At 67.2% G+C, this 21,887-nt stretch carries 24 protein-coding genes; 10 read left to right on the top strand and 14 right to left on the bottom strand.

Going from position 1 to position 21,887, the window contains the following annotated elements; genetic code table 11:
* The first annotated feature begins 102 nt into the window (after positions 1-102).
* Together QZM67_RS34465 and QZM67_RS34460 are read left to right on the top strand one after the other, a co-directional pair.
* Positions 103-1,545, top strand: coding sequence for a TolC family outer membrane protein (locus QZM67_RS34465; protein ID WP_301810333.1), 1,443 nt, complete (start codon positions 103-105; stop codon positions 1,543-1,545).
* A 319-nt stretch (positions 1,546-1,864) separates the two neighbouring features.
* Positions 1,865-2,452 carry a hypothetical protein gene (locus tag QZM67_RS34460; RefSeq protein WP_301810330.1) on the top strand — a complete coding sequence of 196 codons (588 nt, stop codon included), beginning with the start codon at positions 1,865-1,867 and terminating at the stop codon, positions 2,450-2,452.
* A 13-nt stretch (positions 2,453-2,465) separates the two neighbouring features.
* Here the strand turns inward: QZM67_RS34460 and QZM67_RS34455 are convergent, their stop codons facing one another.
* Complete coding sequence (locus QZM67_RS34455) at positions 2,466-2,894, bottom strand: PACE efflux transporter (protein ID WP_301810327.1); 429 nt, start codon at positions 2,892-2,894, stop codon at positions 2,466-2,468.
* Positions 2,895-3,041: 147 nt separating this feature from the next.
* Between QZM67_RS34455 and QZM67_RS34450 the strand changes: the two genes are divergently transcribed.
* Positions 3,042-3,965 carry a LysR substrate-binding domain-containing protein gene (locus QZM67_RS34450; protein ID WP_301810325.1) on the top strand — a complete coding sequence of 308 codons (924 nt, stop codon included), beginning with the start codon at positions 3,042-3,044 and terminating at the stop codon, positions 3,963-3,965.
* Positions 3,966-4,019: 54 nt separating this feature from the next.
* Here QZM67_RS34450 and QZM67_RS34445 read toward each other — a convergent pair whose 3' ends face one another.
* From QZM67_RS34445 to QZM67_RS34435, 3 genes are all read right to left on the bottom strand, one after another.
* Complete coding sequence (locus QZM67_RS34445; RefSeq protein ID WP_301810322.1) at positions 4,020-4,982, bottom strand: hypothetical protein; 963 nt, start codon at positions 4,980-4,982, stop codon at positions 4,020-4,022.
* A complete protein-coding gene (locus QZM67_RS34440; RefSeq protein ID WP_301810318.1) occupies positions 4,901-6,049 on the bottom strand; it encodes an exo-alpha-sialidase in 1,149 nt (382 codons plus the stop codon). Before QZM67_RS34440 ends, QZM67_RS34445 begins: the two co-directional genes overlap by 82 nt.
* Positions 6,050-6,116: 67 nt before the next feature.
* Positions 6,117-6,386: a MoaD/ThiS family protein gene (locus QZM67_RS34435; RefSeq protein ID WP_301810370.1), complete on the bottom strand. Its 270-nt coding sequence runs from the start codon at positions 6,384-6,386 to the stop codon at positions 6,117-6,119.
* 217 nt (positions 6,387-6,603) lie between these two features.
* Between QZM67_RS34435 and QZM67_RS34430 the strand changes: the two genes are divergently transcribed.
* A complete protein-coding gene (locus QZM67_RS34430) occupies positions 6,604-6,987 on the top strand; it encodes an ASCH domain-containing protein (protein WP_301810315.1) in 384 nt (127 codons plus the stop codon).
* A gap of 98 nt (positions 6,988-7,085) precedes the next feature.
* Here QZM67_RS34430 and QZM67_RS34425 read toward each other — a convergent pair whose 3' ends face one another.
* Positions 7,086-7,775 (bottom strand): aspartyl/asparaginyl beta-hydroxylase domain-containing protein, encoded by a 690-nt coding sequence (locus QZM67_RS34425; RefSeq protein ID WP_301810312.1) that lies wholly within the window; start codon positions 7,773-7,775, stop codon positions 7,086-7,088.
* Between the two features lie 241 nt (positions 7,776-8,016).
* Here QZM67_RS34425 and QZM67_RS34420 point away from each other — a divergent pair, with 241 nt between their 5' ends.
* Positions 8,017-8,361, top strand: a complete 345-nt coding sequence (locus QZM67_RS34420) for a DUF4148 domain-containing protein (protein ID WP_175024615.1) — start codon at positions 8,017-8,019, stop codon at positions 8,359-8,361.
* Positions 8,362-8,441: 80 nt separating this feature from the next.
* Positions 8,442-8,723 (top strand): DUF4148 domain-containing protein, encoded by a 282-nt coding sequence (locus QZM67_RS34415; protein ID WP_301810368.1) that lies wholly within the window; start codon positions 8,442-8,444, stop codon positions 8,721-8,723.
* Positions 8,724-8,991: 268 nt separating this feature from the next.
* Here the strand turns inward: QZM67_RS34415 and QZM67_RS34410 are convergent, their stop codons facing one another.
* A complete protein-coding gene (locus tag QZM67_RS34410) occupies positions 8,992-9,519 on the bottom strand; it encodes a cytochrome b (RefSeq protein ID WP_175024613.1) in 528 nt (175 codons plus the stop codon).
* Between the two features lie 188 nt (positions 9,520-9,707).
* Here QZM67_RS34410 and QZM67_RS34405 point away from each other — a divergent pair, with 188 nt between their 5' ends.
* From QZM67_RS34405 to QZM67_RS34395, 3 genes are all read left to right on the top strand, one after another.
* Complete coding sequence (locus tag QZM67_RS34405; RefSeq protein WP_301810305.1) at positions 9,708-10,058, top strand: hypothetical protein; 351 nt, start codon at positions 9,708-9,710, stop codon at positions 10,056-10,058.
* A gap of 62 nt (positions 10,059-10,120) precedes the next feature.
* Positions 10,121-11,290 carry a bacteriohopanetetrol glucosamine biosynthesis glycosyltransferase HpnI gene (gene hpnI, locus QZM67_RS34400; RefSeq protein WP_301810302.1) on the top strand — a complete coding sequence of 390 codons (1,170 nt, stop codon included), beginning with the start codon at positions 10,121-10,123 and terminating at the stop codon, positions 11,288-11,290.
* Positions 11,287-12,375 carry a lysylphosphatidylglycerol synthase domain-containing protein gene (locus tag QZM67_RS34395; RefSeq protein ID WP_175024610.1) on the top strand — a complete coding sequence of 363 codons (1,089 nt, stop codon included), beginning with the start codon at positions 11,287-11,289 and terminating at the stop codon, positions 12,373-12,375. The genes hpnI and QZM67_RS34395 overlap by 4 nt, the downstream gene beginning before the upstream one ends.
* 40 nt (positions 12,376-12,415) lie before the next feature.
* On the opposite strand, the gene denD is transcribed toward QZM67_RS34395, so the two are convergent.
* The 7 genes from denD to QZM67_RS34360 all read right to left on the bottom strand — a co-directional run bounded on the left by denD (position 12,416) and on the right by QZM67_RS34360 (position 19,300).
* Positions 12,416-13,387, bottom strand: a complete 972-nt coding sequence (gene denD / locus QZM67_RS34390) for a D-erythronate dehydrogenase (protein ID WP_301810299.1) — start codon at positions 13,385-13,387, stop codon at positions 12,416-12,418.
* A 28-nt stretch (positions 13,388-13,415) separates the two neighbouring features.
* Positions 13,416-14,192 carry a 2-oxo-tetronate isomerase gene (gene otnI, locus QZM67_RS34385; RefSeq protein ID WP_175024608.1) on the bottom strand — a complete coding sequence of 259 codons (777 nt, stop codon included), beginning with the start codon at positions 14,190-14,192 and terminating at the stop codon, positions 13,416-13,418.
* Positions 14,193-14,264: 72 nt separating this feature from the next.
* Positions 14,265-15,590: an MFS transporter gene (locus QZM67_RS34380; RefSeq protein WP_175024607.1), complete on the bottom strand. Its 1,326-nt coding sequence runs from the start codon at positions 15,588-15,590 to the stop codon at positions 14,265-14,267.
* A gap of 112 nt (positions 15,591-15,702) precedes the next feature.
* Complete coding sequence (locus QZM67_RS34375; RefSeq protein ID WP_301810293.1) at positions 15,703-16,341, bottom strand: aldolase; 639 nt, start codon at positions 16,339-16,341, stop codon at positions 15,703-15,705.
* The gene (otnK, locus tag QZM67_RS34370) at positions 16,338-17,636 is read right to left on the bottom strand and encodes a 3-oxo-tetronate kinase (RefSeq protein WP_301810290.1); all 1,299 of its coding nucleotides are present in this window, start codon (positions 17,634-17,636) and stop codon (positions 16,338-16,340) included. The genes QZM67_RS34375 and otnK overlap by 4 nt, the downstream gene beginning before the upstream one ends.
* Before the next feature lie 19 nt (positions 17,637-17,655).
* Entirely contained in the window at positions 17,656-18,546 is an 891-nt protein-coding gene (ltnD, locus tag QZM67_RS34365; RefSeq protein WP_301810286.1) for an L-threonate dehydrogenase, read from the bottom strand.
* A 49-nt stretch (positions 18,547-18,595) separates the two neighbouring features.
* Positions 18,596-19,300, bottom strand: a complete 705-nt coding sequence (locus QZM67_RS34360) for a FadR/GntR family transcriptional regulator (RefSeq protein WP_301810283.1) — start codon at positions 19,298-19,300, stop codon at positions 18,596-18,598.
* A 458-nt stretch (positions 19,301-19,758) separates the two neighbouring features.
* Between QZM67_RS34360 and QZM67_RS34355 the strand changes: the two genes are divergently transcribed.
* On the top strand, positions 19,759-20,436 hold the full coding sequence (locus QZM67_RS34355; protein WP_186248935.1) for a hypothetical protein: 678 nt from the start codon (positions 19,759-19,761) through the stop codon (positions 20,434-20,436).
* A gap of 164 nt (positions 20,437-20,600) precedes the next feature.
* Here QZM67_RS34355 and QZM67_RS34350 read toward each other — a convergent pair whose 3' ends face one another.
* Complete coding sequence (locus tag QZM67_RS34350; RefSeq protein ID WP_301810276.1) at positions 20,601-21,683, bottom strand: GlxA family transcriptional regulator; 1,083 nt, start codon at positions 21,681-21,683, stop codon at positions 20,601-20,603.
* Positions 21,684-21,887: the final 204 nt, after the last annotated feature.

Raw genomic sequence — 21,887 nt, 5'->3', positions numbered from 1 at the left:
TTGCATGGGACCGGAGTAAGCACCAAAGGCGCTAACTCCGGATCGACAGCCTTGCATGGGACCGGAGTAAGCACCAAAGGCGCTAACTCCGGATCGACAGCCTTGCATGGGACCGGAGTAAGCGCCAAAGGCGCTAACTCCGGATCGACACGTTCGCTGCTCCGTCCCCCAAAGGTGACTTCCTTCGGGGCGCGAGGAGGCGGTTGCCCTTCTCGGGGCGTCCCGGCGGAAGGCCGCATGAGCATCGTTCGTGTCGTACTGGCGGTGGCGCTGGCATTCGTCGCTGTGGACGCGCGTGCCGATGACTTGCTGACCGTCGTGGCCGACGTACTCGAGCACGACGCGACGCTTGCCGGCTCGCGCGCGGATGTCGAGATCGGGCGCCTCGGCATACCGCGCGCGCGCGCGGGGCTGTTGCCGCGCGTCGACGCGGGATGGGGGCGCACTTATAACCGGATCTCGACCCGCGATGTCCCGCCGGTGCGCTATTGGCAAAACGGCTGGACGGTATCGCTCACGCAGCCGCTGTTCGACTGGGAGCGCTGGATCGCGTATCGGCAGGCAGGGACTGCTGCTGCCAAATCGGAGCTCGACTATGCACGGGCCCGGCAGGCGTTGATGCTGCGCGCGGGACGCGCGTATTTCGACCTTCTGGCGGCCGCCGACGAGTTGACGCGCGCGACCGATTATCTGAAGGCCGTGACCGAGCTGCATGAATTGACCCTGCACCGGCGCACGGCGGGCGAGGCAACGATGATCGACGTGCGTGAGACCGAGGCACAGCTCGACGCCGCGCGACTCCAGGAGATCGACGCGCGCCAGGCGCTCGATTCGCGTCGCCGGGCGATTGAAACGCTGATCGGCCGCCCGCTGGGCCTGCTGGCGCGCGTGCCGGACGAACCGCCTGCACTGCGGCTCGAACCCGACGACGCCGGCTATTGGATCGGGCAGGCGCAGCAGAAGAGCTACCCGGTACAGATCGGCGAACTCGACGTTCGCGACGCGGGCGACAACGCACGCCGGGTGCGCGCCCAGCGCTACCCGGTCGTCAACCTGACGGCGAGCCACACGCCGGCCGGCGCGGCGTCGGGATACGGGCAGCCGACCACCACGACATCCGCGATGGTGACGGTCTCGATTCCGATATTTGCCGGCGGCGACATCCAGGCCCGCCTGGGGCAAGCGCTCGCCGCCGGGGACAAGGCGAACAGCGCACTGCTGGCCGCGGTCCGGCAGGCAGGAGCCGACACGCGCGAATCGTTCGAGCGCCTGAGTTGGGCGCGAGCGCGCTGCACGCTGACGAGCCGTCTTGTTCAGGCCAACGCGCGTGCGCTGGACGCGACCCAAATCGGTTACCGGGTCGGCAGCCGGTCCGGTCTCGACATGTTGCGAGCATACGAGACGCTCTTTGCCAGCCGAAAGGCCCGCAAGGAAGCGCAGTACGAAATGCTGTCGGCGTTTCTCGCGCTGAAGGCAAATGTCGCGTCGCTCGATTTCGACGACATCGCGACGCTTAACGGATGGCTGACCGGCGATGCGCGATAAGCGGCGAGTATCGGAACTCGCCTGGCACGATCGATGGTTGTTGCGACTGTCGGCAAGCGGGCTCGAACGGCTTGCTATCGCTTCTTGGGCCTTCCGAAGCGTTGCCGACGCGCGCGCCCGCTGGGCGGGGCGATTGCGATACGAGTATGGCCGTGAGGGCTTCGGGCTCGCGCGCGAGCACGCATGGCGCACGATGGCCGCGGGCCGGCTCGAGCACCTGCTGGATCGGCGCCTGCTTGCCGAGCGTCGTGCGGGGCGCGACGGCGGTTGGCCGGGGCTCGATGCGGCCGCGCGGGCGCTGGCGTGCACGGTCGAGCAGATGCGTGCCGCCGCGGGCGATCGGCCGGTGATCGTGTCGCCGTTTCATTACGTGTCCCAGTTTGCGAACGCTCGCGTGATTGATGGAATGCGTGACGCGCTGGGGTTGACCGAGATCGCGATGGTGTCAGGCGTTGCGCATGACACGTACGGAGGCGGTGAAGCAGCGCTGGCGCCGAACCTGCGCATCCTGCACACGTACGACTCAGGCAATCGCCATGCGCTCGGCTTGCGGTTATTGCATGCGTTGCGGCGCAACGGGATCGCGGTGGTGTTTGCCGATGTGCCGCCGTACCTGTTGCACCATTACCCGATGGAGACGGTCGACGTCGTCATGTTTGGCCGACCCGCGCGTATCCATCGCGGTGTGTTCAGCATCGGTACGCGAATCGGTGCGAGGCTCTTGCCGTTCCACCTGACGTTCGGCCACGGGCAGTTTGGCCACCGGATATTCGAGCCGATCGATCTTGTGCAAGCCGATGCGCCGCAGCGTCTGGCAGCGTGTATCGAGCGTGCCTGCATCGATGCCTATCCCGACTGGATTCTGGCCGGGCATCCGTCGCAATACGGCTTCGCGCCCCTGCGGTAACGGCGTTTGTCGTTCAATGCGACCCCTTCGTCGCCGCCGGCACGTCGAATACGCGATCGAACGCCCACTGGAACACGAACGCGTAGCAGAAGAAGAACGCGAACAGTCCGATATCGACGACGAAAGCATCGAACCACGAGATACGGAGCCAGCACGACACGACGGGCACGAGGATGAAGATCAGCCCGCCTTCGAATCCGGTGGCATGCAGGATCCGCCGCCCGAGCGTGCGCGCCGGCTGCCGCCGCGACGCTTCCCAGCGCTCGAACAGCGCGTTGAAGATCATGTTCCACAGCATCGCGATCGCCGACATCATCGCCGACAGTGCCCCCGAATAGACGAGATCCTGCTTGAAGATCGCGGCGATCACGGGCGAGATGCAGGAAATGGCGATGGCTTCGTAGAGCACCGCCTGCGTGATCCTGCGCGGTAGGCCTTGCACGTTGTTTCTCCGGTTCGACGACACCCGCCGCGGCATCGTGCCGCGACGTCCCGCAAGGCTATCCGCGTTGCACGCCCGCTTCAATTCACCTAATCTCACCCCGATTGAATCGAATTCAACCCGGCCGCATCCGGCCCGCGAGGCCCCGTGTTCTCGAAAATCCCCCTGACCGCATTGCGTGTATTCGAGTCTTCGGCGCGGCTCGGCGCGTTCAAGGCCGCCGCGGACGAACTGTCCGTGACGCCGGCCGCCGTATCGCACCAGATCAAGTCGCTCGAAAGCCGGCTCGGCGTGCTGCTGTTCGAGCGCGGCGCGAGCGGCGTGCGGCTCACGGACGAAGGCGAACGCCTGTTTCGCGCGAGTCACGATGCGCTGCTCGCGTTGAGCCGCGGGCTCGATGCGGTGCGGCCCGAAGCGACCGGCGAGCGCACGCTCGTGCTGACCACCACGCCCGCCTTTGCCGCGATGTGGCTGATTCCGCGCCTCGGCCGGTTTCGTCACGTCGATCCGTACCTGCACATCAAGGTCGAAACCGGCAACACGCTCGCCGATCTTGAACGCGATGCGCGGATCGATCTGGCGATTCGCGCGACGTCGCGCACGTTTCCGACGCTGAACGAGATTGCGCTGATCGACGAGTATTTCGGCGCGTATGCGGCCGCCGGATTCGACGCGCATCGCACGGACGAGCCGCTCGACCTGATCGAGACCGTGTGGGATACGCCGCTGCCGGTGTCGGTCGACTGGGCGTCGTGGTGTCGCGCGGCCGGTCGCGAATCGTGGCTTGAACGCGCGGTGTTTCGCCACTACGACGACGAGCATTACGCGTTGCAGGCGGTGCTGCACGGGCAGGGTATCGCGCTGCTCAGCTCCGTGCTGGCGGCCGAGCATGTCGCGCTCGGGGCATTGATGCCGATCGAGCCGTCGGTGCGGCTCGACGGCGCGCGCTTCGTCGCGCTGTGCCGGCCGGGGCGGGAACGGGAGCCGCAGGTCAGGTCGTTTCTCGACTGGCTCGAAGCGGAAATTGCGCAGACGCGGCAAGCGGTGGCGCGGATGGCGAGAGGGGGCTGAGCGGGAACGCATGGCCGCACCGCTCGTCATGCGCGGGCGGGTGTGCCGCTCCGGTCATTTCCCGGGGCGTATCGGCTTTGCGAGCTTCGCGTCGCAACGCCAGCTTCGGTCGCGTATCGCTGCGATCTGCGCGACGGCCGGACTGCGCCATGCGTCGGGCAGCTTGCAGGTGCGACGGACGGCGCGTTTCGCGGGCGTTTCGTCGCCAGGGATCGGCGCGTCGCTGTCGTGCACGTCTCCCGTCAATGCATTGACGCTCGTATGGGATTCGCTGCTGCCGCTGCCGTCCCAGCGGAAGTCCCAACGATCCTCATCCCATCCCGCGACGATCCATTGGCCGTTGCGCGTCGTCACGCGCCAGGTTTCGCCCCAGCGCATCGAACTGCCGCCGTCATTCCGCACCAGCAGCGAACCATGGCTGATGTCGAGCGGCTGGTACGGATCGCCCATCACGCCGCCGTCGTCTGGTCCCATCGCGATCGCGTCGTTCGCGAGTACGCGCTTGCCGTCGACGAAGATGCGCAGGCGTCGCGGGCCGTCGGGCTGCCCGCGCAGCACGTCGATGCAGGCGGTGACCGGCTGGGTCGAGCCGAACGCGCCGCGGATGCTGTCGTCGAGTGTGTAGCCGGTGTCGACTTTGCCGCATGGAGCGTCGGTCGTGTTGGTCAGCACAGCGCCATGGGCGGTGGAGGCGGCGAGGGCGGTGAGCGCAAGCAGCGCGCGCAGGCTGTGCGGCGCAGCGGCGAAACGCTCGGGAAACGACCGGAGAAATCGCATGGCGACGGGAGGATGAGAGGCCGGGCGTGCAGTGTAAGCGATTCGGCGGGCCGATCGGGCGGCGTGCGGAGGCGCGGTTTGCCGACGCGCGGGCCACCGCATTTTTGCATCGGCTTCGACGTTCCGGAGCGGGCCGGCAACCGGCCCGTCGCCCGTCGTTACCCGAACCTGACGCAATAAACCGGCGGCAAATGCGCAGACACCAGCCGCCAGTTTTCCCCACCGTCGTCGGACGTCCATAACCCGCCCGTCGTCGACGCCATCGCGAGGCGCGTGCCCGAATCGTCCACCGCGAGCCCGTGCCGATACACGAGGTCGTACGCCGGTGCGGGCGGCAACCCGTTCGTGAACTGCTCGAAACTGCGCCCGCCGTCGCGCGTGCGCGTGACGACGAACCGGCCGTTCACCGGAATCCGGCACGCGTCCTTCACGGCCGGCACGAACCACGCGGTATCCGGCTCGCTCGGGTGTACGGCCACCGCGAAGCCGAAGCTCGAAGGCTGCGCCTCGATGCGCCGCCAGTGTTCGGCACCATCGGTCGAGCGGAAAATTGCGCAGTGATGCTGCGTCCACAGCACGTCCGGGTTGGCCGCGCACTGCACGACGCGGTGCGGATCCTGCATGTTGGGTTCGCCGCGCCGCTCGGGCGGCATGTAGTCGGCTTCCATGCCGTCGGCGGTCACACGCCACGTCGCGCCGCCGTCGGCGGTCTGCCAGACGCCACCGCACGAGATGCCGATCGTCACGTGCCGGCTGTCGCGCGGATCGACCATTACCGAATGGATGCCCGGCGCATCGTAACCGCCGCCGCCCCATTCGGCGCGCTCCGGGCGATCCCACAAGGCCCGGTTGAGCACCCAGGAACTGCCGCCGTCGTCGGAGCGGAACAGCCCGCCGGGAATCGTGCCGGCCCACAGCACGCCCGGCTCGTCGGCGCCGCCGGCTTCGAGCGACCAGATCTGCTGAAGCGTCCACGGCGGCGGTGGCGGGCCGGGCGGCGCGTCGTCCGCGTCGCCGGTGCCGGCATTCACGCGGGCGCTGGCGGGTGGGGCGTCGGCGGGTTGCGGCGGATAGACGGGAACCGCGCATTCTTCCCAGTCGGCGGCGCCGGCCTGCCTGTGGTGCAGCTTGACGCCGAAATGGCCGAGGTTCAGCGCGGCATACAGCGTGCCGTCGCGCGGATCGGCGAGCGCCATGCTGACCGGCTCGCCGGCGAAGTGCGGCTCACCGAGCGTCCAGCCGCCGTGGCGGTCGGCCTGCAGGACGAACAGGCCCTTGCGGGTGGCGACGAGCAGTCGATCGTTCATGTGCGATGTCTCCTGATGGCCCGATCTGGCGGTCGGGTGCTGGATCGGGGCAGATGCATGCGTCCCCTTATCCGCCCGTCAGCGCCTGCACGACATAGACCCGGCTGGCATCGCCGAGTACATCGGACAGATGTTGCCGGTCGCGTATCGGCTGGCCGTCGATGAATACCGACAGGTGTTTGCGCAGCGCACCCTGGTCGTCGAGGATGTAACCGCGCAGTCGCGGCTGCTCGCCGAAAACGGTGTCGAATGCTTCGCCGAGCGTGTGCGCGTCGATTTCGCGCTCGGGCGTTTCGATGTGCCGCTGGATCGAAGCGGCGAAGAAGAGGTGCGCCATGGCGGTGGCTGGCAGGAGCCGCGCGGAGGGGACGGTCTGTAGTTTAGGCGATCCTTTGGAGGCGGAAAGGTGACGTCGCGTAGTCGCGGTACGCCGGTGCGTCGGATCCGTCCGGTCGACACGATCCGGCGATTCGGCAACAATCCTGCCCGGATCGTCATCGCAAGCCGGGTTCGGCTGCAATGCCGGTCGACGGTCGCACGCGTTCCATTTACCGATGAAGGAAACCCTTGCCATGCCGCGATTCGCGCTGTCGATCGTCAAACCCGCCGTCGACGATATCGTTGCGGGCCGCAAGCAGGTGGAAATCCGGTCGTGGGCGCCACCTGACCTACCGCTGCGCGATCTCGTGCTGGTGCAGAACACGATCTTTCTGCGACTGGACGGGCAGGAGGACCCCGACGGTATCGCGCTCGCGCTGGTCGACGTCGTGGGGATACACGACTGGATGCCGGATGAAGCCCGCGCGCAAGGCAAGCCATGGTGTGCCGGATACGTATGCTGGGAACTGACGAATGTGCGGGTGATTGATCCGCCGTTTCCGTGTGTCGCCAGGCGCGGCATCTATGCGTTGTCGGATGGATCCGGCAAGGTGTCCTGATGATTGCGCCTGCATTCGGGCTGCGCTGAGTTCCTTCTCGTCACAAGATAGGACGGTCGCGAAACGAACGGTCACCCGGCGCATGCCGGTTACGTGCGCTAAACCGGAATCGACCGCCCGCGAATCCGGATCCCGAGCCGCACGACGCCGATCACGGCATTCGACAGCCACGTGAGCAGGCGCGGCATCCCGCGCCGGCGGATATCGAGCAGCAGCACGATCCGCACGGCGTCGCTGTCGTTCCACACCTCGTGCATGAACGTGTCGTCCCACAGCAGGAAACGCCCCTCATCGAGCCGGTATTCGTGGCCGTCGACCTTCAGCACGGCGGCCGGCGTGCCGTCCGCGCGCTTCGGCATCGACAGCACGAGATAGCCGCGCAGGATGCCGCGAAACGGCCCGCGATGCGGGGGAATGTGCTTGCCGGGTGCGAGGAACGACAGCGATGCGGACAGCACGTCCGGCGACGCCGCGATGATCGACGCGACGGTCGGGCAGCGCGACAGGTTACGCGGGAACGGCTGCCCGTACGCCTGCATGATGAACATCCGCCAGTCGCGTGCGTCGTTGGCCGAGATGTCGTACTGCTCGCGCATGATCTCGTGAAAGCGCGGGATGCGCGGCATGTCGCGCGCCACGGCGAATGCCTCTGTCTGGATGACGGTCCACGCCCGGACGAAACGCTCGGCGTCGGGAAACACGGCCGTGTCGAGCACTGCACCGCCGTCGATATGGCGGTCGTACAGCGTGCGCAGCAGGCCGGCTGCATAGTCGTAAGCGACGGACATGGTCGATCGATGGGCGATCCGTAGGGGATGACGTCAGTCTGCCCGAAGCGCGGCGGGCGCTGCGTTACGTCAGGTTACGCCGGCTGACGAAAGAATGACAGTTTCATGAACGTCCGTCCCGAGCGCGCCCGGCGCCGGAGAAACCGCGTGGTTCGGGCCACGACGCGCGGGAATAAATGCACACCCTCCGTCGTCATACGGGTGTAGCACATCGTCTCGTTGACTTCTCAAGGAGTGGAGCATGAATACGCATTGGCTGGTGGCCGCCGCCGTGGCGGTGATTTCTCTCGCGGGTATCGCGCCGCAAGCGTCGGCACAGGCACTGACGCGCGCGCAGGTCAGGCAGCAACTGATCGACGCCGAAAACAACGGGCTGCGCTTCGTGACCGATACGTCGTATCCGGACGTGAGCCCGCTGTTCCGGCGGCAGGCCGAGCAGATGCCGCAGCATCAGGCCAGCACGGCGGTCGGCAGCAATCCGGCCGCCTCCTCCGAAGCAGGCAAGCCGGCGACGATGTCGCCGCGCCCAGGTTCTGCCGCGTGTGTCGGCCCCGCAAGCTTCTGCTCGATCTATTTCGGAAGCTGACGCAGCCGCCTGCGTGCGCAGGTCAGGCATTCAAGGCACTCAACAAGGTGGATCGAAACGGAACATTGAAGGAGTTCATGATGAAAACATATATCGCAGTCCTGATGATGGTAGGCGTGATCGTCGGTCAGTCGGCTTTCGCGCAATCGGCAGCGCCGCTGACGCGCGCCCAGGTTCGCGACGAATTGATGCGCCTGGAGGCAGCCGGGTATGACCCGGCGAAGGGTGACGAAGGAGAGTATCCGGCGGACATCCAGGCGGCAGAGGCGAAGCTTGCCGAGCAGGACCGGGCGAGGACGGCGGCTGCCGCCGCGCAGGCGCAGGCACCGGCCCCCTATACGCCGGCGCAGACCAGCAACTAGGTGTCGCTATGGTCTTGTGTGACTTCAGGCCGTCGTGTTCGCGGCACGGCAGTACGGCAGCCCTTCGTGCCGCCCGACGCGGCAGAAGGGCGCCGGCAGCGATGCCGGTCATCGCGCGCCGCTTCGTGCGGCGTCGCGACCATCTGGCCAGCCGCGCCAGATGGGCAGGCAGGTCGATCGCGCGATGAACCGGAACGGAAGACGGTATCGGCGTCGGCGGCAACCCGGTTCATGCGCGCGATGGCATGCCGTGCCGCCAGCGTGGCGATCACCAGGGCATCATGCGCTGCACGACCTGATCGCGCAGCACGAAGCGGTGAGCCAGTGCGGCGGCCACGTGCAGGCAAATACCGCCGAACAGTGCCCAGGCGAGGATGCCGTGCACGTCGCCCATCGCGTGGCCGAATCCGGAGCCGGCCGCCGACAGCGCGGGCAACGGCACGATCCCGAGTAGCGTCACGCCCCATGCGCGCGACGACGCGTTGATCCAGCCGAGCAGCGGCACCGCGATCAGCAGCGCGTAGAGCGCGAAATGCGTGACGCCCGACAGCGCACGCATGGCGGGCGGCAGGTCGCTCGCGGGCGGGCGATGCGTCGCGCGCCACAGCACGCGGCAAGCCATCGCGGCGAGCAGCGCGGTGCCCACGAGCAGGTGCGCGGCGATCAGGCCGATGGGCTGCGTGTCGCGATGTACGTCGGGCATCGTCCAGCCGATCGCAAATTGCGCGACGATCAGCGCAACGATCAGCCAGTGAAGAAAGCGCGCAACGGTGTCATATCGGGCGGGCATGGACATGAAGACTCCTGCGGACGACGGGGACGGTATCGGTCGGGTGGATTCTACGGTGGCTTCCTTAACGAAACGTTAAGCAGGCGTCGCCACAATCGGACTCCGCTGGTTTTTCGCTTGTCCTGATCCTGACCCACGCGACCTTTCGAATCTTTCAGACCGATACCGGTCGTCCGCACGGGAGACTCTTCACCATGGCATCTTCGACGATCGAGCGATGGCGCGCCCACCTGCTGATCGCCGCACTGGCCGGCATGTTCATTCAGTGTTTCGTGCTGGTGTCGCTGCTTGCGTGGCGCGTACCCGAAGCATTTTTCGCCACGATGACGTTTCGCGTCTGGGCCGTCATCGCGGTCGCCACCGCGATCCTTTCGGCCCGCAAGCTTGCCGACGTCGCGTTCCGGGCCGCGGTCGCATGCGGCTACGTGCGCGTGACAGGAATCGATCGCCGCACGGTAGTTGTGTCATCTGAATGCGCGTATCGTCGCTTGGTCGTCCTTCACATCCGGCTCCACGGGAATCGATACGGCGGCGCGCACGGGTGAACCCGCGTGCGCGCGGCGGCTCCCGGGTGTCGTGGTCGCACGGGTCACCACTGGGGAGAAGCATGGTTTTGCTGCATGTGCTGCGCGCGCTGGCCGGGGCAATGTCGATCGTCTGCGGGCTGGGCGTGTTACTGGGCATTGCATACACGGTGACGGCCAGCGTGCTGGTCGGCCGGTTCTTTTCCCGGGCGGCGGCCGAGCCGCGCGATTATCCGGGCGTCACCGTCGCGAAGCCGCTGCACGGCGACGAGTGGCAGCTCGTACAGCATCTTGAAAGCTTCTTCGTACAGAATTATCCGGGGCCGGTCCAGCACCTGTTCGGCGTGCACGATGCGAACGATAAAGCCCTTGCGGCCGTCGAGACGCTGCGTGCACGCTACCCTGATGCGAACATCAAGGTCGTCGCGGATGCGCGGCTGTACGGGCCGAACCGCAAGATCGCCAATCTCGTGAACATGCTCGAACACGCGGAGTATTCGGTGCTCTGTCTCGCCGACAGCGACGTGCTGGTCGAGCGCGATTATTTGCGCGCCGTCGTCGGCGCGCTGCAGCAGCCGGATGTCGGCATCGTGACGAGCGTGTATCGCGGCATCGCATCGCCGGGCTTCTGGCCCGGTGTCGCCGTCGCGATGACGAACTACCATTTCCTGCCGGGCGTGATCACCGGGCTCTTCATCGGGCGCGCGCGTCCGTGCTTTGGTCAGACGATTGCGATCACGCGCGCGACGCTCGAACGCATCGGCGGGCTCGCGCGTTTCGCGCATCATCTGGCCGAGGATCACGCGCTGGGCGAAGCGGTGCGGCAGGTGGGCGCGCAGGTCGTCATTCCGCCGTTCGTCGTCGGGCATGCGTGCGTCGAGGAGACGTTCGCGAAGCTGTACGCACACGAATTGCGCTGGAGTTGCACGATCCGCGCGGCGGACCGGCTCGGCCATGCCGGCTCGGTGCTGATGCACCCGGTGCCGCTCGCGCTGCTGGCGCTGCTGTTCTCCGGCGGCACGACCGCCGCGTGCGGGCTGACGGCCGCCGCGCTCGCCGCACGGGCGCTGTTGATGCTGAAGACGAGCCGGGCGACCGGCGCGGGCCTGCGCGGCGCGCTCTGGCTGCCGTTCGTCGATCTCCTGCAGTTCTTCGTGTTCGTGTCGAGCTTCTTCTCGTCGCATGTCGTGTGGCGCGGCACGCGCTTTCGCGTCGACCGGGAAGGTCTGCTGTCGCCGGTGAGCGAATCATGACGATGCAGACGAACCCCGGCGCCGATGCCGCGGAGCGGAACGCCGCGCGGGGCGACGCACGGCTCCGTCATGCGGGGCAGGTGGCGGCATTGGGCGGGCTCGCGCTCGCCGTGTGGCTGATCTGGCGCGAGCATCCGCTGGAAATCCTGCATCGCCTGCAGATCGCCGGCGCGGGGCTGTTGCTCGCGGCGCTGGCGCACATCCTGCCGATGCTCGCGAACGCATGGGACTGGCGGATGCTGATCCGCGGCCCGCGCCGGCCGTCGTTCGCGACGATGCTGAAGCTCGTGTGGATCCGCGAATCGATCAACGGGTTGTTGCCGGTCGCGCGGATCGGCGGCGAGATCGTGTCGTTCGGCCTGTTGCGGCAGGCGGGCGTGCGGCCGGCAACGGTCGTGGCCAGCCTCGTCGCCGACATGCAGCTGACGCTGATCAGCCAGCTGGTGTTCGCGCTGGTCGCGATCGGCTATGTGCTCGAGCACGTGTCGTCGGATGCCGCGCGGGTGGCCGGCAACCTCGCGATCGGCATGGCCGCGCTGGTGCCGGTGCTGCTGCTGTTCGCGCTGGTGCAGCATGCGCGGCCGTTCGAACGCGCGATGCGCGTGATCAACCGCGTCACGAGCGGCAAGGTGGTGGCGCTGGTCGGCGAGTCGGCGCGCACCGATCAGTCGATCCGGATGATCTGGAGAAAGACCGGCATCGTCGTGCGTTATCTCGCGATCTGGCAGACGCTGCAGTTCGTCGGCTATGCGCTGGAAATCTGGCTCGCGCTGTATTTTCTCGGCGCGGAGCCGACATTCGCGCAGGCGCTCGCGATCGAGGCGCTGATCCAGCTCGTGAGCAGCATCGCGTTCCTGATGCCGGGCGGCCTCGGCGTGCAGGAGGGCGGGTTCGTGCTGATCGGTGGGCTGCTCGGGTTCGACCCGCCGACATGTCTCGCGCTGGCCGGCGCACGGCGCGTACGCGATCTGCTGTTCTATCTGCCGGGCCTGCTGGCGTGGCAGTGGGCGGCCGGTTCGGCGAACCGGCCGGGCGGAACGAAACGCGCGCCGTTGCCGATTGGGGAATCCGCCCGGCCGCACTGATGCGACCGGGCAGCCGGGGCCCGCGCGGCGGGCGGCGCGATCAGCGTCGCTCGTCGGCGAGATGACTGCGGATCACGTCCGCGAACGACGTGTCGCCCTTCAGCCCGAGCGCTTCCGCGTGCGACGTATCCCAGCGGCCGGGCCAGCTGCCGACGATCTTCTCGACGCGCTCGTCCGGCACATGGCGGATCAGCTTCACGACTTCGTCGCCCGCGACTTCGCGCAGCGCCGCGATCATTTCGTCGACCGACACCGAAATGCCGGGGAGATTGATCACACGCTTGTTGCTGAGCTGCGTGCTGTCGATCTCGCAGCCCGCGACGAGCGCTTCGATCGCGCCGCGCGGCGACAGCAGCCACAGCCGCGTTGTACCGGGCACCGGGCACACGCTTTCCTCGCCATTCAGCGGTTCGCGGATGATGCCGCTCGCGAACGACGACGCGGCCGCGTTCGGGCGCCCCGGCCGCACGCTGATCGTCGGCAACCGCAGCACGCGGCCGTCGACGAAGCCGCGCCGCGCGTAGTCGCACAGCAGCAGTTCGGCGATCGCCTTCTCGGCGCCGTACGACGATTGCGGGTTCAGCGCGGTGTCGTCCTGCACGACGTCGGGCAGTGCGCCGCCATAGACCGCGACGGAGCTCGTGAACACGACGCGCGGCCGATGGCCCCGCGCGCGGCACACTTCGAGCAGCATGCGCGACGCGTCGAGGTTGATCCGCATGCCGAGATCGAAATCGGCCTCGGCCTGCCCGCTGACGATTGCCGCGAGGTGGAAGATCGCGCCGGTTTGCGTGTCGATCGCGCTGTCGAGCACCGCGCGGTCGGCGATGTCGCCGACGATCGACGTTACGCGCGCGTCGCCGAAATCGCTGCCTGCGACGACGTCGAGCAGTACCAGCTCGTCGATCTTCTGGCTCCGGCCATCGGGGCCGGTCAGTTCGCCGCGCTCGAGCAGCTTGCGCGCAAGACGCTGGCCGAGAAAGCCGGCGCCGCCGGTGATCAGTACTTTCATTTGAGTTGCCCTCTTCGAATGCTTTGAATTACAGATAAGGCTTGAGCCAGCCGAGCCCTTCCGACGTGCCGGCCTTCGGGCGGTATTCGCAGCCGATCCAGCCGTCGTAGCCGAGCGCGTCGATCAGCGCGAACAGATACGGGTAGTTGAGTTCGCCGAGATCCGGCTCGTGACGCTCGGGCACGCCCGCAATCTGGATATGGCCGATGCCCGCGAAGTCGCGCTTCAGCTTCATCGCGAGATCGCCTTCGACGATCTGGCAGTGGTAGCAGTCGAACTGCACCTTCAGGTTCGGTGCGCCGACTTCCGCGCAGATCGCCTGCGCGTCGTCCTGGCGGCTCAGGAAATAGCCGGGCATGTCGCGCTGGTTGATCGGCTCGATCAGGATCGTGATGCCCTGCGCGGCGGCGGCCTGCGTCGCGTGCCGCAGGTTGGACAGGTAGGTGTCGCGATGGCGGGCGCGGTCGGCGCCCGGCGGCACCATGCCGGCCATCACGTGCAGCTTCTTGTTGCCGAGCACGCGCGCATAGTCGAGCGCCTGGTCGATGCCGCGCCGGAACTCGTCCTCGCGGCCCGGCAGCGACGCGGTGCCGCGTTCGCCCGCGGCCCAGTCGCCGGGCGGCGCGTTGAACAGCGCCTGTTCGAGGTTGTGCGTGTCGAGGCGCGCGCGGATGTCCTCGGCGGCGAAGTCGTACGGAAACAGGTACTCGACGGCCTTGAAGCCGTCGTAGGCGGCAGCGGCGAAGCGTTCGAGGAACGCATGCTCGGTGTACATCATCGAGAGGTTGGCGGCGAAGCGTGGCATGGCAGTGGGTCCTGTGAATGAATGGGGCGGGGCGCACGGCACCCCGCGTCGAATGGCGGCCGGTTCGGCAGATCAGCGGTTCACGAGTTTCGCGGGCGTGAGCCACACGGCGATCGCGCCGATCACGAGCATCGCGGCGAGCACGTACATGCCGGACGCCGTGCTGTGCGTGACGTCCTTCAGGTAGCCGATCACGTACGGGCTCGCGAAACCGGCGAGGTTGCCGACCGAGTTGATGATCGCGATCCCGGCCGCGGCGGCGGAGCCCGCGAGGAACGCGGTCGGCAGCGACCAGAACAGCGGGGCGCAGGTCAGCACGCCGCCGGCCGCGAGCGACAGGAACACGATCGACACCGCTGTATTGTGCGAGTACGACGCGGCGACCGCAAACCCGACCGCGCCCATCAGCGCGGGCACGATCAGGTGCCAGCGGCGTTCGCGGCGCTTGTCCGCGCTGTGGCCGAACAGGTTCATCACGACGATCGCGACGAGGAACGGAATGGCCGACAGCAGGCCGATCTGCAACGTATCGGTGATGCCGGTCGATTTGACGAGCGTCGGCATCCAGAACGTGAGGCCGTACTGGCCCGTGACGAACGCGAAGTAGATCAGCGACATCCACCACATGCGCGGGTCCGAGAACACGGCCTTCAGCGAATGACCGTGCTTCTGCTGTTCCTGCGGCTGCGCGGCGATCTCGTCCTCCAGCAGTTGCTTCTCGCGCTCGTCGAGCCACTTCGCGCTGCGGATGCTGTTGTCGAGATACAGGATCGTCGCGATGCCGACCAGCACGGCCGGCACGGCTTCGATCATGAACATCCATTGCCAGCCGTGGAAGCCCGAGCCGCCGTGGAAGCGCTCCATGATCCAGCCCGACAGCGGGTTGCCGAAGATGCCCGACACGGGGATCGCGGACATGAACACCGCGATGATCTTCGCGCGGCGATGCGACGGGAACCAGTACGTGAGATACAGGATCACGCCCGGATAGAAGCCGGCTTCCGCGAGGCCGAGCAGGAAGCGCAGCACGTAGAACTGCGTCGGCGTCTTCACGAACGCGAACAGCGCGGACAGCAGGCCCCACGTGATCATGATCCGCGCGATCCAGATGCGCGCGCCGATCCGGTGCATCAGCATATTGCTTGGCAGTTCGAAAAGAAAATAGCCAAGAAAGAAAATGCCGGCGCCGAGCCCGAACACCGTTTCGCTGAATGCGAGATCCTGCGACATCTGCAGCTTCGCGAAGCCGACGTTCACGCGGTCGAGATACGCGACCACGTAGCAGAGCATCAGGAACGGCACGATGCGCCAGAACACTTTCTTGTAGGTGCGGTCGAGTTCCGCGGCATGGGCGGGCGCGGCGGGCGAGCGGCCAGCGGCCGCGTCGAGAGCAGTCATCGTCGTCTCCAGGGTGTTGTCTGCCGGCGGCGCGACCGCCGCCGGATCATGTGTGTGCTGACGGAAGGGCCCGCGCACACGGCGGGCATGGGAATCGTTGCCGGGCGCGTCGCTACCAGCGCGCGCCGAAGCTGTTGCGCAATTCGTCGAGCGCGGCGTCGTCGAGCGGCTCGGGTTTCGGGTGCGTCATCAGCCACAGCCGCGCCGTTTCCTCGAGCTCTTCGAGCGCAAACGATGCGTGCGACACCGACGGCCCCCACATCACGGGGCCGAGGCGCTCGAGCAGCACGCCGCGTACCTGGTCGGCGAGCGCCGCGACTTCGGCCGCGACCGCCGAGTCGCCGGGGCGGCGGTAACGGATCAGCGGAACGTGGCCGACCTTCATCACGTAGTACGGCGTGATCGGCGGCAGCACGTCGGTGTCGCACCACACGCCCGCGAGCGTCAGCGCGACGAGGTGCGTCGAATGCGTGTGGACGATGCCGTTCGCTTCGGCGTCGCGCGCGTAGATGCCGCGATGCAGTGCGAGCGTCTTCGACGGCTTGCCGCCAGACAAGTGCTGGCCGTCGAGGCCGACTTTCGCGATGTCGTTCGGGTCGAGCCGGCCGAGGCATGCGTCGGTCGGTGTAATCAGCCAGCCGTCGGCGAGGCGCGCGCTGATGTTGCCGGCGCTGCCGACCGCGTGGCCGCGCGCATACAGGCTCGCGCCGACCACGCAAATCTCTTCGCGCAGTTTCGCTTCGTCGCTCATCGTGCGGCTCCATCCAGCGCGCGCAGCGCCTTGTCGAAAAAGTCCGTCGCGCCGAAGTTGCCGGACTTCAGCGCGAGGCCGAGCGGCTGCGCGTCGATGGTGGCCGTCGCCGGCACGCCCGGATCGATCTGCGCGCCGATCTGCAGCGACTTCACGTCGAGCGCCTGCACGACCGCGCCGGAGGTCTCGCCGCCCGCGACGACGAACTTGCGCACGCCGAGGTCGCGCAGGCCGCGCGCGATCGCCGCGAGCGTGGCTTCGACGAGATGGCCGGCCGCGTCGACGCCGAGTGCCTGCTGCACGGCCTTCACTTCGTCGGGCGTCGCGGTCGCGTAGATCAGCACGGGCTGCGGCAGGTGCGCGCGCGCGAACGCGAGCGCCTGGTCGACGACGGGTTCGCCGCGCGACGCCGCGAGCGGATCGACGCGGAAGCTCGGCCGCGTGGCGCGCCAGGCGGCGACCTGCGCGTTGGTGGCCTTCGACGCGCTGCCGGCGAGCACTGTCGAGAGCCCTTCGATGCGCGGCAGCGACGCCGCGTTGTCGCGTTCGGGCAGTTGCTCCGCGCGACGGAAATTCGCGGGCAGGCCGAGCGCGATGCCCGAGCCGCCGGTGACGAGCGGCAGGCCCGCGCACGCTTCTCCGAGCACGTAGAGGTCGCGATCCGACAGCGCGTCGGCGATCGCGAAGCGCGCGCCTTCCGCGCGCAACTGGTCGATCCGCGCCCGCACGGCGGCCGCGCCCAGCGCGATCGTGTCGTAGCGGATCAGGCCGACCGGCGACTGCGTTTGCCGCTGCAGCACGCGCACGAGGTTCGCGTCCTTCATCGGCGTGAGCGGATGGTTCTCCATCCCCGATTCGTTCAGCAGCACGTCGCCGACGAACAGGTGGCCGCGATAGATCGTGCGGCCGTTCTCGGGGAATGCCGGGCACGCGATCGTGAAGCCGCCGCCGGCCGCATCGAGCAGCGCGTCGGCGACGGGGCCGATATTGCCCGCGTCGGTCGAATCGAACGTCGAGCAGTATTTGAAGAAGAACTGCCGGCAGCCTTGCGCGCGCAGCCATTCGTAGGCAGCGAGCGATTGCGCGACGGCGTCGGCCGCCGGGATCGTGCGCGACTTCAGCGCGACGACGATCGCGTCGGCGTCGAGCGTGGTGTCGGCGGCGCCGTCGGCGGGCACGCCGATCGTCTGTACGGTGCGCATGCCGCTCTTCACGAGCATGTTCGCGAGATCGGTCGCGCCGGTGAAATCGTCGGCGATGCAGCCGAGCAGGGGACGGGAAGCGGAAGCGGTCATGGCAGGAGCGTCGGTCGAATCAGCGGGCAGGCGGCAGCGTGATGCCGGGGAACGTCTTGATCACGGCGGAATCGTCCTCGCCGCCGTGGCCGGCGCTCGACGCGCTCATGAACATCTGGTGCGCGGTGGCCGACAGCGGCAGCGGGAACTTGCTGCGTCGCGCGGTATCGAGCACGAGGCCGAGATCCTTCACGAAGATGTCGACGGCCGACAGCGGCGTGTAGTCGCCGTTCAGGATGTGCGGCACGCGGTTCTCGAACATCCACGAATTGCCGGCGCTGTGCGTGATCACGTCGTACAGCGCGTCGGCATCGACGCCTTCGCGCAAGCCCAGCGCCATCGCCTCGGCCGCCGCCGCGATATGCACGCCGGCCAGCAACTGGTTGATGATCTTCACTTTCGAGCCGATGCCGTGCGCTTCGCCGAGGCGATAGACCTTGCCGGCGATCGCGGCGAGCACGTCCTCGCAGCCCGCGTACGCGGCGGCCGGGCCCGACGTCATCATCGTCATCTCGCCGGAGGCCGCGCGCGCGGCGCCGCCCGACACCGGCGCATCGAGCATCTGCAGGCCGGCGGCCTCGATGCGCGCGCCGAGCGCGACCGCGAGTTCGGGCGCGACGGTCGCGCTGGCGATCACGACGCCACCCGGCTTCATCGCCGCGACCGCGCCGTGCTCGCCGAACAGCACCGTTTCGGTCTGCGCGGCATTGACGACGAGCGTGACGACGACGTCGCACTGCGCGCCGAGTTCGGCCGGCGTCGCACAGGCGATGCCGCCTTCGGCGGCGAATGCCTGCAGCACGGTGTCGCGCACGTCGCATGCGTGCACGCGCAGGCCGGCGCGCAGCAGCGAGCGGGCGACGCCGAGGCCCATCGCGCCGAGGCCGATGACTCCAACATTTCGTGACATGGTCAACCTTGATCGATTCGGGAGAGGGGCGGCGCGGCCGCCGCCGGGTTCAGCAGATGCCGGCTTCCGCGAGACGGCGGGCGGCGTTGTACATGTGCGTGCGTGCCGCGTTGCGTGCGGCCATCGGGTCGCGTGCGCGGATCGCGTCGGCGATCGCCGCGTGTTCCTCGCGCACCTGGCGCGAGAAGTCCTCGCGCGTCGCTTCGTTGCGCCGCGTGACCTTCACGCCGGCTTCGAGGTACTGGTTCAGGAACTGCAGCGTTTTCAGGAAATACGGGTTGCCGGTGACGGCCGCGATCGTGCGGTGGAACGCGACGTCTTCCGCGACGCCGTCGCGCCCTTCGGCGACTGCATCGTCGATCTTGCGCAGCGCGTCGTCGATGTCGGCCATGTCTTCATCGGTGTGATTCAACGCGGCTTCGGCCGCGACCTCGGCCTCGATCGCGCGGCGCACCGCGAGCAGGTGCGGCAGCGACGTGGCCTCGACCGCTTCCGCGTAGTCGATCCGCAGCGGCCGGATCGCGCCGTGCTGGTTCACGTACACGCCGCTGCCCTGGCGCGGCTCGACCACGCCTTCGTTCTTCAGCCGCGAGATCGCTTCGCGAATCACGGTGCGGCTCACGCCGAATTCCTGCGCGAGCACGGCCTCCGTCGGCAGCTTGCCGGTGGTGGAGAAACTGCCGACTTCGATCTGCTTGAGCAGTTGCTGCGCGACATGGTCGCTCATCGCACGGGCGGGAATTTTCTCGAACATGGTGCTCTGGTTTGTCAGGTTATGTGGTCATCATACAAATTTGGAGAGGCGACAGCATCCGGGATAACCCTCGGTTAACGGAGTGCAACGCCGGTTAAATTGATTGAAACCGGTTCCAAATCAAGCTAACGGGCGTCGAGCGTTCGGGTCTTGGGGGGCGGCAGGTGTCGTATCGGTAGCGATGGGACCGTGACGCACGGTTTTCGATGGCGGAATCCCCGGTACGGGACCGGCCGAAGCACCCCGGCCGATACCCGATCATCGAGCCCTTCGGGCAGCGTACCGATGATCCGCGTCCAATTGTCTTGATCGATTCGGCGGATTCGCCATTTCCATTGGAGCCGTCTCGGGTTTTCCGTGACGCTCGATCCAAAATCGCCGCATGGTATAAAGCCCTGAATTCCGGTGAATAGGTGGCCAGATTTCCAATCGGCTTTTATTCAATTCGCTTGCGATCGGTGTTCGCCAAGCCGCGGCATGCGATGGGGCAACAAAACAGGAAAGGTGTTCGGGAGACGTTCGTGCCGTTCAAATTCGAAGGCGTATCTTTTCGCGCTGTCTGGATCGCGCTCGCGGTCATGCTGGCGGCGTGCAGCAGGCACGACACGCCGGTCAATTATTCGCCGGCGGGTCAATTCACGTCGCTCACCGTGCCGGGGCTACCATTGCCATCCGCCGGCGACGTGAACACGGCGCCTCACGCGATCAAGGAGGATGCGCAAGGCCAGCAGACGAAGGGCGATAGCGCGTTCCTGATTCTTGGGCTGAACACCTACCTGACGGTCGTTCGTTCGCCGGACGACTTGCGTGGCTTCCGGACGGCGAACTACGGGACCGCGCAGCTGCCGCCCGACATCAACCCGGGGCCGGATGATCTGTTGTTGGTGATTTCGCACCAGTCGTTCCTCGACCGCGGGTATGCGGACACGGTTCGGACGGTGCCCGATGCGCCAGGCGGAAGCGATTCACTCACGTTGAGTATCGAGTCGAGCGAAGACCGGACGCCCGGCATGATGCCCACCACGGGCGTGATCAACAACAATGTGTTCGTCATCAAGCGCGGGAAGGCATCGAAGGTGATCGTGACTTTCGGCGACCTGCAGAAGACCTATGATCTCGGGCCCGCTGTGCGATAGCGTCTCGTTTGCATCGCGCGCACGAAACGGTCCAATCGCCGGAAGCGCGCGATATTCGAATAATCCATTCCGCGACATGCCGTCATTCACGCACTGCCGAAATGAATCGGCAGTCGCTGCCAACATGGTTGCGTGATGCACTCGGCCTGAATAATCGACCGCGTTCAGTCGGAGGAAATGAGCGGGGTTTGAGATAACGGCTCGTTCTCCTCCGCCGCCGCACCGGCTTCCGCCACGTCACCCCCCCGTTCCCGATACGTCGCCGGCGGCACGCCGTACTGCTTGCGGAACTCGCGCCCGAGGTGCGACGCATCGGCGAACCCGCAGCTCGATGCGATATCGGCCACCGTGCGATCCGAGCTCGTCAGCAGCCATGCGGCCGTACGCAGCCGCACCTGCTTCGCGAACGCCTGCGGGCTCTTGCCCGTTTCCGCCTTGAACAGCCGCTCGAGTTGCCGCGTGGACAAATCCAGCTTGCTCGCGAGCTCGTCGAGCGACAGCGCACGCCCGACATGCTGTTCCATCAGGAGAATCGCGCGCTTGACCTTCGGATGCGTGGCCGGTTCGAGCCCTGGCGGATGCGGCTGCGGCGCATTGCCTTTCTGCATCTCGCCGACCAGCAGGATGCGCAGCGCCTTCTGCACGGTCGCGTGATCGAAATGACGCAGCAGGATCGCGGCGGCGACGTCGATCGACGCACGGCCGCCTGAACAGGTGATGCGGCGCCGGTCGATCACGAACAGCCGGTCGGCGATCAGCAGATCCGGGTCGGCGGCCGGAAAGCGCTCGATGAAATCCCAGTAGTGGAACCAGCTCACGCAGGTGCGGTGCCCGTCGAGCACGCCCGCGCGCATCAGCGTGAACACGCCGGTGCAGATGCCGACCACCGTCGCGCCGTCGGCCGCCGAGCGGCGGATGAAGTCGAGCGTCTCGGGGCCCGCCTGGGGGCCCGAATGCAGCAGCCCGCCGACCACCACCACATAGTCGAACGGCTCGGCCGCGTCGAAGGTTTCCCACGGCGTGATCTGGATCCCGCAGCTCGCGCGCACCGGCGCGAGGGTCTCGCCGATCACGCTCCACGCGCAGCGCACGGGCTTGCTGTAGTCGCCGTCGTCCGCCGACAGCCGCAGCATGTCGACGAAGCCCGAGAAGGCCGTCAGCGTGAAGTTCGGCAGCAGCACGATGCCGAAGCGGATACGCCGCGGCGCGGGTTCTGCGAGGGGGGAAGCGGGGACGTCGGTTGTCATTGCGGCCAATCTCTTCACGCCGGGCGGGCGGTCTCACTCAGTCTGTTGATACGGGTAATGCGGGTACGGCAAGCGGGCGGGGCCAGGCGGCGCGGATGTAACCAGCGTCGCCGATCGGTTCCGGCCCGACTTGTGGTTTTCCGTCGCCAACCATCGCCAAAACGCACTTTCGGGGCCACCGAAGTGGTGCTTGGCGGCGGTATC

The organism is Burkholderia sp. AU45251 (assembly GCF_030482905.1).
GTDB classification, from domain to species: domain Bacteria; phylum Pseudomonadota; class Gammaproteobacteria; order Burkholderiales; family Burkholderiaceae; genus Burkholderia; species Burkholderia aenigmatica.
The sequence above is the reverse complement of the archived record's forward strand: the minus strand, read 5'-3'. Positions and strand labels throughout refer to the sequence as shown.

Excerpts from the sequence above, each read along its gene's own strand:
- QZM67_RS34375 (WP_301810293.1), bottom strand. The coding sequence starts at position 16,341 with ATGAGCGACGAAGCGAAACTGCGCGAAGAGATTTGCGTGGTCGGCGCG.
- QZM67_RS34405 (WP_301810305.1), top strand. The coding sequence starts at position 9,708 with ATGGCATCTTCGACGATCGAGCGATGGCGCGCCCACCTGCTGATCGCC.
- otnI (WP_175024608.1), bottom strand. The coding sequence starts at position 14,192 with ATGCCACGCTTCGCCGCCAACCTCTCGATGATGTACACCGAGCATGCG.
- QZM67_RS34380 (WP_175024607.1), bottom strand. The coding sequence starts at position 15,590 with ATGACTGCTCTCGACGCGGCCGCTGGCCGCTCGCCCGCCGCGCCCGCC.
- ltnD (WP_301810286.1), bottom strand. The coding sequence starts at position 18,546 with ATGTCACGAAATGTTGGAGTCATCGGCCTCGGCGCGATGGGCCTCGGC.
- QZM67_RS34420 (WP_175024615.1), top strand. The coding sequence starts at position 8,017 with ATGAATACGCATTGGCTGGTGGCCGCCGCCGTGGCGGTGATTTCTCTC.
- QZM67_RS34460 (WP_301810330.1), top strand. The coding sequence starts at position 1,865 with ATGCGTGCCGCCGCGGGCGATCGGCCGGTGATCGTGTCGCCGTTTCAT.
- hpnI (WP_301810302.1), top strand. The coding sequence starts at position 10,121 with ATGGTTTTGCTGCATGTGCTGCGCGCGCTGGCCGGGGCAATGTCGATC.
- QZM67_RS34445 (WP_301810322.1), bottom strand. The coding sequence starts at position 4,982 with ATGGACGTCCGACGACGGTGGGGAAAACTGGCGGCTGGTGTCTGCGCA.
- QZM67_RS34360 (WP_301810283.1), bottom strand. The coding sequence starts at position 19,300 with ATGTTCGAGAAAATTCCCGCCCGTGCGATGAGCGACCATGTCGCGCAG.
- QZM67_RS34350 (WP_301810276.1), bottom strand. The coding sequence starts at position 21,683 with ATGACAACCGACGTCCCCGCTTCCCCCCTCGCAGAACCCGCGCCGCGG.
- QZM67_RS34410 (WP_175024613.1), bottom strand. The coding sequence starts at position 9,519 with ATGTCCATGCCCGCCCGATATGACACCGTTGCGCGCTTTCTTCACTGG.
- QZM67_RS34425 (WP_301810312.1), bottom strand. The coding sequence starts at position 7,775 with ATGTCCGTCGCTTACGACTATGCAGCCGGCCTGCTGCGCACGCTGTAC.
- otnK (WP_301810290.1), bottom strand. The coding sequence starts at position 17,636 with ATGACCGCTTCCGCTTCCCGTCCCCTGCTCGGCTGCATCGCCGACGAT.
- QZM67_RS34440 (WP_301810318.1), bottom strand. The coding sequence starts at position 6,049 with ATGAACGATCGACTGCTCGTCGCCACCCGCAAGGGCCTGTTCGTCCTG.
- QZM67_RS34415 (WP_301810368.1), top strand. The coding sequence starts at position 8,442 with ATGAAAACATATATCGCAGTCCTGATGATGGTAGGCGTGATCGTCGGT.
- QZM67_RS34435 (WP_301810370.1), bottom strand. The coding sequence starts at position 6,386 with ATGGCGCACCTCTTCTTCGCCGCTTCGATCCAGCGGCACATCGAAACG.
- QZM67_RS34395 (WP_175024610.1), top strand. The coding sequence starts at position 11,287 with ATGACGATGCAGACGAACCCCGGCGCCGATGCCGCGGAGCGGAACGCC.
- QZM67_RS34430 (WP_301810315.1), top strand. The coding sequence starts at position 6,604 with ATGAAGGAAACCCTTGCCATGCCGCGATTCGCGCTGTCGATCGTCAAA.
- denD (WP_301810299.1), bottom strand. The coding sequence starts at position 13,387 with ATGAAAGTACTGATCACCGGCGGCGCCGGCTTTCTCGGCCAGCGTCTT.